We start from the raw sequence: 12,220 nt of genomic DNA, 5'->3' as shown, positions 1-12,220 counted from the left end.
GGTACCAGGAGAAGAAGGCGAAGCAGAGGACGGCGCCGATCAGGAAGCCGTGGGCCGTGAGGTTCCGCTTCAGCGCCCGCAGGAACGCCGCGCGCCGGGCGGGCGGCGCGGGAGCGGGGCGGGGGGCCTTCAGGGGGGTGGCGGGGAGGGGGGTCGCGCGCAGGGGGGTGGCCGGCATCGCCGCTCGCTCCTTGCTGGGTCGTCGCCGTCGCTACGTACGTACGTACGGCCGGTCGGTCGGTCGCGCGGGGCGGGGCGGGGCGGGGCCCGGGTCCGTGCCCGGACGGCGGGTCCGGGCCGCCGGGCCCCGTCCCCCGGCCGCTAGCGGTTGGCCAGCACCTGGTTGACCGCCTTCTCCGCCTCGGCGAGCAGCTGCGCGGCGTCGGCGTCCTTGTTGGTGAGGACCCCCGACATCACCTTGTCGAGCACCTTGTAGACCTCCTGGGCCTTCGGTGGCTCGGCCTTCCCGGGCACCGGGTTGTCCAGGAAGCTCTTGAAGTTGGCGACCGGCATGGTGGCGCTCGCCGCCTTCAGCCCGTCGTCCTGGGCCTTGCTCGCCCCGGTGAAGAAGGCGGGCTGCGGAAGGCCGACCGGAAGGCCGTCGGTCTTGCTGCGGTCGTACTGGAACTGCCCCTTGCCCACCGCGAGCGTCTTGAAGTTCAGCCAGGCGACGGCCGCCTTGATCTTCTCCGGCGAGCTGCCCTTCTTGATCACGTACCCGTTGCCGCCGGCCAGGGTGGCCGCGCCGCCGGGGATCGGGCCCATGCCGAAGTTCTCGTACTTCGCGCCGAGCTGCTGGACCATGTACGTGATGTCGTCGGGCGCGGCCAGGAACATGCCGAGCTTGTCCGAGGCCATCTGCTTCTGCAGGTCGCCCCACTTGAGCAGCTGGGTCTTGCCCATACTGTCGTCCTCCCAGCGCATGGCGCGGAGGTTGTCGACGATGTTCCTGCCGGTGGCGTTGTTGAAGGCGGCCTTTCCGTCGGTGCCCACGACGTCCCCGCCGAGGCCGTACAGGGTGGCGGTGTAGTGCCAGCCGCCGGTGTTCTCCACGCTGTACTCGCCGAAGCCCGCGGTGCCGTTGCCCAGGGCCGCGATCTTCTTGGCGGCGGCCCGGACCTCCCCCCAGGTCCGCGGCGGGGCGTCGGGGTCGAGTCCGGCGTCCTGGAAGAGCTTGCGGTTGACCAGCAGGCCCATCGTGTAGTTGCTGGTGGGGAGGCCGTAGAGCCTGCCGTCCTGCTTGAGGACGTTCAGCACGTTCTTGTCGATGTCGTCGAGGGCGGGGACCGAGGCGGAGGTGACGTAGGCGGAGATGTCCTCGGCCCCGTCGTTGTCCAGCACCTGCTGGAGGTCGGTGAAGTAGGCGTAGAAGACGTCCGGCTGGGACTTGGCCTTGAGCATCGCGGTGAAGCGCGGGGGCTCCAGGCACTGGCCGGGGGTGGAACGGCCCTCGATGGTGACGTTGGGGTAGGTCTTGTTGAACTCCGCCACGTCCTCCTTCCACTCCTTGAGCTCGGCCGCCTTGGCCGCGGGCGGCATGCAGTCGATGGAGAGGGTGACCTTCGTCTTCGGGTCGAGCGGCGCGGAGGCGTCGCCGCCACCGGCGCCGCTCGGCTGCTGCGCCTTCGGGTCGCCGCCGCTGCTGCTGGTTCCGCAGGCCGCGAGGGCGGTGACGGCGAGCACGGAGACAAGGGCGGCCGCGACGTTGCGGCGGACGTTCGTTCTCATCGGTGGTCCCCTTCGAGCTTCGGGCAGGAGGCGTGGGGGCGAGCGCGGCACACTCAACCACCACCGACAGATGAACGCAATATCACGCGCAGTTTTCGCAATACATCGACATCAAGAGCCTCTTGCGCCGGATGCAGGACGCAAAAAGGCTCCGGACACCCTGAGGGCGTCCGGAGCCTGGGCCCGGTGCGCGGAGTCGTGACGGTGACCCGCCCGGGTGGCCGCTAGACGGCGCGCGGCGCCTGCGCGGTGGAACCGCGTACCACCAGCTCCGGCTCGAAGAGGAGCTCTCCGGGCTGTACGGCGGCGCCCTGGATCTGGGCGGTGAGCAGCTCGACGGCGGCCCGGCCCATGGCCTCGATGGGCTGGCGGACGGTGGTCAGCGGGGGCTCGGTGCAGTTCATGAACGCCGAGTCGTCGTAGCCGACCACGGAGACCTCCCGGGGCACGTCGAGGCCGCGCCGGCGGGCCGCGCGTACGGCGCCCAGCGCCAGGGGGTCGCTCGCGCAGATGATGCCGGTGACGCCCCGGTCCAGCAGCCGGGAGGCGGCGGCGTGGCCGCCCTCCAGGGAGAACAGGGTCCGTTCCACGTGCGCGGCGGGCAGCTCGGTACCGGCCGCCGCCGCGACGGACTGGGCGGCCACCAGCTTGCGCAGCGAAGGGATGTGGTCGGCGGGGCCCAGTACGAGGCCGATCCGCTCGTGCCCCAGGGAGGCCAGGTGGCGCCAGGCCTGCTCGACCGCGACGGCGTCGTCGCAGGCCACGCAGGGGAAGCCGAGGTCCTCGATGGAGGCGTTGATGAGCACCACCGGAACCTTGCGCTCCGACAGCAGCCGGTAGTGCTCGTGCGGGGCGTCGGCCTGCGCGAAGAGGCCCCCCGCGAAGACCACCCCGGAGACCTGCTGCTGGAGGAGGAGTTCGACGTAGTCGGCCTCGGAGACCCCGCCGGTGGTCTGCGTGCACAGCACCGGGGTCAGCCCCTGCTGGGCCAGGGCCCCGCCGATGACCTCGGCGAAGGCCGGGAAGATGGGGTTCTGGAGCTCGGGCAGGACCAGGCCGACCAGCCGGGCCCGCTCGCCGCGCAGCTGGGTGGGGCGCTCGTACCCGAGGACGTCGAGCGCGGTGAGCACGGACTGGCGGGTCGCCTCCGAGACACCCGGCTTGCCGTTGAGCACCCGGCTGACCGTCGCCTCGCTGACTCCCACCTTCTTCGCCACTTGAGCAAGTCGTCGCGTCATGCGCGCAAGACTAGCGCAAGCCTTGCAAGTCGCTTGCGGCTTCTTCAGACGGGAGCGGGGCGCTCCGGGAGTGGTCCCGAAGCGCCCCGCCCGCCGTCGCCACCGGCTACGGCAGCTGGTTGATCCTGAAGGTCGACGTCGTGTTCCGTACGTCCACGGCGTTGTCGCTCGTCCTCAGGTTCTGGATGGTCACCTCGCCCACCGCCGGGCCCTGTCCCGCCTCGGGCATCTCGTTCGCCCACAGGCCGAAGCCGGACTTGGCGTCGAAGGCGTCACCGCTCTTCTTGGCCCCGGTGACGGTGATGTCTTTGAGGATCGTGTCCTTGATGGGGTTGACCGGCTGACCGCCGATGTACTGCGTCTGGAACATGATCCCGCTGTAGGTCGGATCGACGATGTCGACGTTGTTGATCCGGATGCCCTGGAACACCTTCGAGGCCGAGAAGAGCCAGATCCCGGGGAAGGTCTGCGCGCCCCAGAAGTGGCCGCCCGAGCGGACCACCGAGATGTTCTCGAGGGTCGTCGGATCCGTCCCGAAGCCGTTCATCGGATAGCCGAAGTCCAGCGAGCTGACGGTGATGCCCGAGTAGACGAGGGTGTCGGCGATGTGGATGTTGCGGAAGGTGTTGTTGTAGCCGCCGTAGACGGCGACACCGGCCGCACGCCAGGTCAGGATGGTGGTGAGGTTCTCGTAGACGTTGTTCTTCATGTCCGCGCCGCCCGCGTCGATCGCGGAGAACAGCGCGAAGCTGTCGTCACCCGTGGCCCGTGCCTCGTTGTTGGTCACGAGGTTGTCGGTGCTGCCGTTGGTCATGTTGATGCCGTCGGCGAACAGGTCGCGGATACGGGAGTTCTTGATGGTGATCCGGTCCGTGTTGGCGCCCCAGTAGAGGCACACCATGTGCTCGTTCCAGACGTTGTCGATGGTGATGTCGGTGACGTTCGAGAAGTCGAAGACCTTGCCCGGGCCGTCGATGCGCGAGGTGTAGTTGCCGAAGTAGGAGAACCCGGAGAAGGAGGAGCCCTTCGCGGTGCCCTCGGCGCGCCAGCCGATGTCGGTGTTGTCCTGGGAGGCGGGCGCGTGGAAGCGGGTGAACCACGGTCCGGCGCCGACCACCTGCACCGCCTTGCCGTAGACCTGGAACTTGCTCGCGGTCTCGTACGAGCCGGTCGGCAGGTAGACGCCGACGAGTTTGCCGGTGGTGTCCATGCGGACCTTGTCCAGGGCGTTCTGCACGTCCTGGTGGGTGAAGCCGGCGGGCACGGTGTAGGTCGCCGGGTCGGGGTTGGGGATCTCGGTGGCCTGCTCCAGGCTCACGAAGTCGATGGCGTAGGTGCTGGTGTTGGCCGCGTCCTTCTGGAGGCGGATCCGGCTGCCCGCCGGGACGGTCTCGCCGAGCAGGATGTTCGCCTCGTCGTAGATGTGCCGGGGGGCTCCCGCGCTCGGCGCGTTGCCCGGGGAGGCCTCCGCGCCGTACAGCCAGGCGTACTTGGAGGTCAGCGGCAGGGCCTTCTTCAGGGTGCCGTTGACGTAGACGTCGAGGGTGGCGTCGATGCCCCCGCCGCCCGCGGCGTCCGGGATGGAGAAGCGGGTGACCAGGGTGTTGGTGGCGGCCCTGGTGGTGAACTCCACGTACTCGCCCGTCGCGTCGAGGTTGACGGCCTTGCGGCCGGAGGCCTCGCCCGCGATGTCGCCGATGGTGCGGTTGGGGCCGACCACCCGGGCGCCGCCGCCGACCGCCGCGTCCTCCGCCTCGTACATGTCGAAGGGCATGTTCGCCCCGCGGCCCACGAAGAAGGGCCGGGTGGAGGTGTTGTTGGCCCGCTTGACAGGCAGTTCGTTCGCGTCGTCCGCGAGCACCACCTTGACGCCGTACCGGCCGTTGGCCGCCGGCCAGCTGCCCAGCGCGACCGGGGCGGTGGCGGCTCCGGCGGCGAGGCCTCCCGCGAAGGAGCCGGTCAGCGTACGGACGGTCGCGCCGCCCGCGTCCTGCAGGGTCAGGGTGACCGCGTGCGGGCCGGAGGCGGCGGCGACCGTGCCCTGGTTCTTGACGGTGACGGTGAAGTTCACGTCCTGGCCCGCGGCGGGGGCGCTCGGCGACCAGCTCACCGCCGAGGCCACCAGGTCGGAGCTGTCGACGGGCCGGACCACCAGCGGGGTGCCGGTGAAGGTGTTGTTGCTGTCGTTCTGCTCGACGACCGTGTTCGCCTCGTCGACGACCGCGCCGAGGGGATACGTCCCCGCGTCCCGGGCTCCGATCCCGGCGGTGACGGTGGCGCTCGCACCCGCGGCGAGCGCGGGGACGGCCGCGGTACCCGCCTTCGTGCCGCCGAGCTGGAAGGTGACGGCGGTGGCGGCGGCCGGGGCGCTGCCGCTGTTCTTGACGGTGGCCGACAGGGTGACGGGATCCGATTCGACCGGGGCCGACGGGGTGGCGCTCAGGGCGGTGATCTCCAGGTCCGGGTTGGGCGCCGGCACGCCGATGACCTGGAACTCGGCGATCTGGCCGTTGGAGGAGCCGGTGTTGCCGGTGAAGCGGAGCTGGACGTCCGCGACGCGCGCGGTCAGGGGGACGGTGACGGTGTTGCCGGACGCCGGATCGAAGACGAAGTCCCGGGCCGCGAGCAGGCTGGTGACGCCCGGGGCGTTCTGCTCCCGGCCGAGGACCTCGATGGTCTGGGTGCGCCTGCCCCAGCTGCTGTCCGGGTTCAGCTTGAGGACGAGGCGGCTGACGTCGGCGTTGGCCCCGAGCCTGACGGTCAGCGTGCTCGGGTAGGCCCCGGCCGCGCCCTCCCAGTAGGTACCGGTGTCGTTGTCGTTGGCGTTCTCGGCGACGAAGGTGTGGATCACCGAGCTGCCCGTGACGGGCTTGCCGACGGCCAGGTTGGAGCCGGCGCCGCCGCTGCCGTTGCGGGTCACGGAGTTGCTGTCGCCCGACCGGTTGCCCGCCGCGTCCTTGGCCCGCACGGCATAGGTCACCGTCGCGTCGGCGGGCTGGGTGTCCGTGTAGGTGGTCGCGCTGCCCGCGACCGTCGTGCGCAGCACGTTGTTCGCGTACACCTCGTAGCCCGTGACCGCCACGTTGTCGGTGGAGGCCTGCCAGGCCAGCCTGATCTGGCCGGCCGCCGGCTCGGTGAGCGTCAGGGAGCCGGGGGCGGTCGGGGCCTGGGTGTCACCGGTGGCGCCGGTGCGGGTGACGGAGTTGCTGTTCGGCGACTGGTTGCCGGCCACGTCCTTGGCCCGCACGTAGTAGGTCACGGTCGCGTCGGCGGGCTGGGTGTCGGTGTAGGTCGTCGCGCCGCCCGCGACGGTGGTGCGCAGCACGTCGTTCGCGTAGACGTCGTACCCGGTGACGCCGGTGTCGTCGGTCGCGGCGTTCCAGGTGAGCGTGATCCTGCCGGTGGCGGGCTCGGTGTAGGCGAGGCCCGTCGGGGCCGTGGGGGGCTGGGTGTCGCCGGTCCGGGGTCCGTAGATCTCCAGCTCGGAGACCTGGCCGGCGCCCTGCGCGGTGTTGGCGGAGATCAGGACGCGGACGAAGCGGGTGGTGGCCGCGTCGAAGGCGAGGGTCACGGCGTTGCCGCCCGCGGCGTTGAACTCGTAGCCCTTGGCCGCGGTGAGGTCGGTGAAGTCCGTGCCGTTGGCGCTGCCCTGGATCTTCAGGGTCTGGGTGCGGGGGCCCCAGCCGTCGGGCAGCCGCAGGACCACGCGGTCGATGCGGACGGCGGCGCCGAGGTCGGCCCGCAGCCACTGCGGGAGGGCTCCGCCCGCGCTCTCCCAGTAGCTGGCGGTGTTGCCGTCGTTGGCGTTGGCCGGGGCGTAGACCTGTGTCTGGCTGCTCGCGGTCAGGGTCTTGCCGAGGGCCAGGTTCGCGGAGGACTCCCCGGCGGCGCGGACCTCGAGCTCGGAGAGCTGTGCGGCCTGCCAGCCGGTGTTGGCGGTGATGTCGATCCGTACGTAGCGCGTCAGGGAGGCCGGGAAGGTGATGGTCACCGTGTTCCCGCTGCCCTGGGCGAAGGTGTACGCGGCCGAGCCGACCAGGGTGCTGAAGCCGGTCCCGTCGGCGCTGCCCTGGACGGACAGGGTCTGGGTGCGGCTCTCCCAGGCGGCGGGGAGCTTGAGCACCACCTGGTCGACCCGGGTGCCGGTGCCGAGATCGGCCTGCACCCACTGGGGGAACGTGCCGCCGGCGCTCTCCCAGTACGTGGACTGGTTGCCGTCGGTGGCGTTGGCGGCGGTGTAGGCGCCGTTGCTGCTGCTCGCGGCGGCGGGCCGGCCCGCCGCGCCGCTCGGTCCGCCGGCGGCCACGGCGGTCAGGGCCGGCCAGCCCATCAGGAGCAGGGCCGTACTGACGACGGCGGCCAGGGTCCGCCACCTCCAGGTGTGCCTTCTCATATGTCCTCGTCCCTCGACATGAGTTTTCCGAACCAGATGAGACAGGAATTTGCGTCGTGCGGTGCGAGAATTGCAGAGCCCTGCTCAGTCGTCCACACCTCTGACCGCACCAGTCCGCCTTCATCACTTGCGCAAGCTGGACGCAAATCACGCAAGCGATTTGCGTAGACGAGGGAAATTCCGCTTACGCCTCCGCCGACCTACGGTTGCTAGTCATGCGGTTCCTCCCCCTCCGCGCTCGGCGCCTCGGGCTCCCCCGACGGGCCGTCTCGCAGATCCTGCTCACCCAGCTGGCCATCGCCGCCGGGGTCCTCGTGCTGGCCACGGGGCTCTTCCTCGCGCCCCTCAGCGCCCAGCTGGACGACCAGGCCATGCGGCGCGCCCTGGCCATCGCCCAGAGCACGGCGGCGGACCCCGACCTGGCCGCCGACCTCCTGCGGTCGGGGCCGACGGCGGACACCCCCGTACAGGCCGCGGCCGAGCGGATCCGCAGCGCGACCGGGGCCGAGTACGTGGTCGTCCTCGACCTGAACGGCATCCGCCGCTCCCACCCCAGCCCCGACCGCATCGGGCTGCCGGTCTCCACCGACCCCGGCGACGCCCTGGCCGGCCGCGACGTCATGGAGATCGACGAGGGCACCCTGGGCCGCTCCGCCCGCGGAAAGGTCCCCCTGGTGGCCGCCGACGGGGAGATCGTCGGCGCCGTCTCCGTCGGCATCGCCTACGACAGCGTGCGCGACCGGCTGCTCGGCGCCATCCCCGGACTGCTCGCCTACGCGGGCGGCGCCCTCTCGGCCGGCGCCCTCGCCGCCTACCTGCTGTCCCGCCGGATCCACCGGCAGACCCGGGACCTGGCCTTCTCCGATATCGCCGGACTCCTCGCCGAACGCGAAGCCATGCTGCACTCCGTCCGCGAGGGGGTGATCGCCCTGGACCAGGACGACCGCGTCCGGCTCGTCAACGACGAGGCCGCCCGGCTGCTCGGCCTCACCCCGGACGCCGCCCACACCCTCACCGGGCGCCCGCTGGACGAGGTGCTCGGCCCAGGCCGCACCAGCGACGTCCTGGCCGGGCGCGTCACCGGGCGGGACCTGCTCACCGTCCAGGGCCCGCGCGTCCTGGTCGCCAACCGGATGCCGACCGCGGACGGCGGAGCCGTCGCCACCCTGCGCGACCGCACCGAGGTGGAGCACCTGAGCCGCGAGCTGGACTCCACCAAGGGCCTGATCGACGCCCTGCGCGCGCAGGACCACGAGCACGCCAACCGCCTCCACACCCTCCTCGGCCTCCTCGAACTGGGATTGCACGAGGAAGCCGTCGAGTTCGTGAACGAGGTCGCGGGAGTCCACCGCACCACCGCCGAGCAGGTCACCGAGAAGGTGCACGACCCCCTGCTCGCCGCACTGCTGGTCGGCAAGGCCACCGTCGCCGCCGAGCGCGGCGTCCCCCTGCGGCTGGCTCCGGCCGCCTTCCTCCCCGACCGCCTGGTGGACCCGGGCGGCCTCGTCACCATCCTCGGCAACCTCGTGGACAACGCCCTGGACGCGGCGGCCGGCTCGGCCGCGCCCCTGGTGGAGGTCGACCTCCGCGCGGAGGGCCGCACCGCCGTCCTGCGGGTGCGCGACAGCGGCCCGGGCATCCCCGCCGCGCGCCGCGAGGAGATCTTCACGGAGGGCTGGTCGACCAAGCAGCCCGAGGCCCACCGCGAGCGCGGGCTCGGCCTCGCCCTCGTACGCCGCCTCGCGGAGCGGCAGGGCGGCAGCGCCCGGGCCGGAGGAGCAGCGGACGGAGGGGCGGAGTTCTCCGTCGTACTCCCGGAGGCCCTGAGATGAACGAGACCCCGATGCACGTATTGGTCGTCGACGACGACGTGCGTGTTGCAAGGATCAACGCGGCGTACGTGGCGAAGGTTCCCGGTTTCCAGGTGTCCGGCCAGGCCCATTCGGCGGCCGAGGCCCTGGAGTTCCTCACCGCCCACCCCGTGGACCTGGTCCTCCTCGACCACTACCTGCCGGACGAGAACGGCCTCGACCTGGTGCGCCGCCTGCGCCAGCTGGGCCACCACACCGACGTGATCATGGTCACGGCCGCCCGGGACCTCGCCACCGTCCAGGCCGCCATGCGCCTCGGCGCGCTCCAGTACCTGGTCAAACCGTTCACCTTCGCCGGACTGCGCGCCAGGCTCGAGGCCTACGCCGCCCTCCGCCGCTCCCTCTCCGGCGGCGGCGAGGCCGAACAGGCCGAGGTGGACCGGATCTTCGGCGCCCTCGCCGCGGCCGGCGGAGCCAACGAGCTCCCCAAGGGGCACTCCGCCACCACGGCGGAGCTGGTCCGCCAGGTCCTGCGCACCGCCGAGGGCCCCCTGTCCACCCAGCAGATCGCCGACCGCGCCGGCATCAGCCGACAGACCGCCCAGCGCTACCTGAAGCTCCTGGACCGCGCCGGCCGCGTCAGCCTGGCCCTGCGCTACGGAGAGACCGGCCGCCCGGAACACCGGTACGCCTGGGTCCCGTCGGCGGGCCCCTGAGGGATCACACCGCGCCGGCCCCCGTCAGGGAGCGGACCTCCGTCTCCGCGTGCTTGCGCTCGTCGGCCTCCTCCGCCGAGGTGACCGTCCCCAGCCAGCCCGCCAGGAAGCCGAGCGGGATGGACACGATCCCCGGGTTCTGGAGCGGGAAGTACTGGAAGTCCACACCCGGGAAGAGCGATTCGGGACTGCCCGAGACCACCGGCGACAGGACGACCAGCAGCACCGCCGGGACCAGCCCCCCGTACACCGACCAGACGGCCCCCCGCGTGGTGAACCCCCGCCAGAACAGCGAGTACAGCAGCACCGGCAGGTTCGCCGAGGCCGCCACCGCGAAGGCCAGGCCCACCAGGAAGGCGACGTTCAGGTCCTGGGCGAGCAGCCCGAGGGCGATCGCCACCGCCCCGATCCCCACGGCGGCGACCCGCGCCACGGCCACCTCGCTGCGCTGCCGGGCGTGCCGGCGCTTGAGCGAGGCGTAGAGGTCGTGCGCGACGGAGGCGGACGAGGCGAGGGTGATCCCGGCGACCACGGCGAGGATGGTGGCGAAGGCGATGGCGGCCACGAACGCGAACAGCACGGCGCCCCCGGTGGACCCGGCGCCACCGCCGAGGAAGGCCGCCAGCAGCGGAACCGCCGTGTTCCCGGAAGCGTTGGAGGCCCGCACCTCCTGCGGCCCGAGCAGCGCCGCGGCCCCGAAGCCGAGCACGATGGTCATCAGGTAGAAACCGCCGATCAGCGCGATCGCCCACACCACCGACCGGCGGGCCGCCCGCGCCGTGGGCACCGTGTAGAAGCGGGACAGGATGTGCGGCAGGCCCGCCGTGCCCAGGACCAGGGCGAGGCCCAGGCTCATGAAGTCGAAGCGGGCCGTCCAGTCGCCCCCGTACTTGAGACCGGGCGCGAGGAAGCCGGACCCGTGCCCGCTGCGTTCGGCGGCCGTGCTGAGCAGCTGGTCGAAGTTCCCGTGGAAGCGCAGCAGGACCAGCACGGTCAGGGTGATCGCCCCGCCCATCAGCAGCACGGCCTTCACGATCTGGATCCAGGTGGTGGCCCGCATGCCGCCGAAGGACACGTAGACCACCATCAGGGCGCCCACGCCGATCACGGCGAGGGTCCGGGCGGCGGCGCTCGAACTCCCCAGCAGCAGGCCCACCAGGCTGCCCGCGCCGACCATCTGCGCGACCAGGTAGAGCACCGAGACCACGACGGAGGAGGTCCCGGCCGCGATCCGTACGGGCCGCTCGCTCATCCGGGCGGCGACCACGTCGGCGAGGGTGAAGCGCCCGCAGTTGCGGACCAGTTCGGCGACCAGGAACAGGACCACCAGCCAGGCGACCAGGAACCCGACCGAGTACAGCAGGCCGTCGTACCCGAACAGCGCGATCAGCCCGGAGATCCCCAGGAACGAGGCGGCGGACATGTAGTCGCCGGCGATGGCGAAACCGTTCTCCAGGGGCGAGAAGAGGCGCCCGCCCGCGTAGAACTCCTCGGCCGAGCCGTGCCGGTTGCGACTGACCCAGGTGGTGATGCCGAGGGTGACGGCGATGAAGACGCTGAACAGGATCAGCGCGAGGGTCTGGTGCTCGGTGGTCACCGGCCCTCCTCCCGGCTCCGCGCCCGCTCCTGGTCGCGTTCCTGCTCGAAGACCGTCCAGCGCAGGTCGAGCGCGGCCCGGTCCCGCCGCAGCCGGGCGTGCCGGGCGTACGCCCAGGTCAGGAGGAACGTGCTGAGGAACTGCCCGAGTCCCGCGAGCAGGGCCACGTTGACGGCGCCGACGACCGGCCGGGCCATCAGCCCGGGCGCCGCGATGGCGGCGATCACGTAGGCGACGTACCAGAGGAAGAAGCCGGCGGTCGCGGGGACGACGAACCTCCGGTAGCGGCCGCGGACCTCCTGGAAGGCGGCACTGCGCTGCACTTCCAGGTAGATGTCGGAAGCGGCGGGCGCGGACCGGCCCGCGGTGACCGGACGCGGCGGGACCGATTCCGTACCCTCGCCCCAGCCCACGGCCAGCGCGTCGTACCAGGGGTCGTCGAGCCGGATCGTTCCGGCATCACGGCCTTCGTGCTTGTCCACCGAACTCTCCTTGTCCGCTGCCGCATTGGCCGCGTGCCCACAAGGATGTGCTCAATGGTCGTATTCCGGACTGATGTCCCGGTGCTCTTCACTCCTTCAGGTGATGGAGACGAGAGCGCCGGTGTGCCGGGGCGGCGCCCCGCGCCCCGGGGGGGGCGCGCGGGCGGGCCCCCGCGGGGCGGGCCGGGGCGGGGGGGGGTGCGGGCCGTGGGGGGGAGGGGCCGCGCGGGGGGTTTGAGAGATAGTGTTGTATAA

At 71.8% G+C, this 12,220-nt stretch carries 7 protein-coding genes and 1 pseudogene; 2 read left to right on the top strand and 6 right to left on the bottom strand.

Features of this window, described 5'->3' with window-relative positions; all coding sequences use genetic code 11:
* The 4 genes and pseudogenes from ACFV0Q_RS29500 to ACFV0Q_RS29485 form a co-directional block, all read right to left on the bottom strand.
* Positions 1-178, bottom strand: a pseudogene (locus ACFV0Q_RS29500) (sugar ABC transporter permease); the annotation flags it as partial.
* A 143-nt stretch (positions 179-321) separates the two neighbouring features.
* Complete coding sequence (locus ACFV0Q_RS29495; RefSeq protein WP_385009412.1) at positions 322-1,728, bottom strand: ABC transporter substrate-binding protein; 1,407 nt, start codon at positions 1,726-1,728, stop codon at positions 322-324.
* A 224-nt stretch (positions 1,729-1,952) separates the two neighbouring features.
* Positions 1,953-2,966: a LacI family DNA-binding transcriptional regulator gene (locus tag ACFV0Q_RS29490; RefSeq protein WP_385009411.1), complete on the bottom strand. Its 1,014-nt coding sequence runs from the start codon at positions 2,964-2,966 to the stop codon at positions 1,953-1,955.
* Between the two features lie 106 nt (positions 2,967-3,072).
* Positions 3,073-7,359 carry a discoidin domain-containing protein gene (locus tag ACFV0Q_RS29485; protein WP_385009410.1) on the bottom strand — a complete coding sequence of 1,429 codons (4,287 nt, stop codon included), beginning with the start codon at positions 7,357-7,359 and terminating at the stop codon, positions 3,073-3,075.
* Between the two features lie 215 nt (positions 7,360-7,574).
* Here ACFV0Q_RS29485 and ACFV0Q_RS29480 point away from each other — a divergent pair, with 215 nt between their 5' ends.
* Both ACFV0Q_RS29480 and ACFV0Q_RS29475 read left to right on the top strand, forming a co-directional pair.
* Positions 7,575-9,191, top strand: a complete 1,617-nt coding sequence (locus tag ACFV0Q_RS29480) for an ATP-binding protein (RefSeq protein WP_385009409.1) — start codon at positions 7,575-7,577, stop codon at positions 9,189-9,191.
* Complete coding sequence (locus tag ACFV0Q_RS29475; RefSeq protein WP_385009408.1) at positions 9,188-9,886, top strand: response regulator; 699 nt, start codon at positions 9,188-9,190, stop codon at positions 9,884-9,886. The genes ACFV0Q_RS29480 and ACFV0Q_RS29475 overlap by 4 nt, the downstream gene beginning before the upstream one ends.
* 4 nt (positions 9,887-9,890) lie before the next feature.
* Here ACFV0Q_RS29475 and ACFV0Q_RS29470 read toward each other — a convergent pair whose 3' ends face one another.
* Positions 9,891-11,483 (bottom strand): cation acetate symporter, encoded by a 1,593-nt coding sequence (locus tag ACFV0Q_RS29470; RefSeq protein WP_385009407.1) that lies wholly within the window; start codon positions 11,481-11,483, stop codon positions 9,891-9,893.
* Positions 11,480-11,965, bottom strand: a complete 486-nt coding sequence (locus ACFV0Q_RS29465) for a DUF485 domain-containing protein (RefSeq protein WP_385009406.1) — start codon at positions 11,963-11,965, stop codon at positions 11,480-11,482. Before ACFV0Q_RS29465 ends, ACFV0Q_RS29470 begins: the two co-directional genes overlap by 4 nt.
* Positions 11,966-12,220: the final 255 nt, after the last annotated feature.

The sequence above is a fragment of the Streptomyces sp. NPDC059564 genome, assembly GCF_042735575.1.
Classification (GTDB): domain Bacteria; phylum Actinomycetota; class Actinomycetes; order Streptomycetales; family Streptomycetaceae; genus Streptomyces.
Note: the sequence above shows the minus strand (reverse complement) of the source record. Positions and strands in the feature narration are given on the sequence as shown.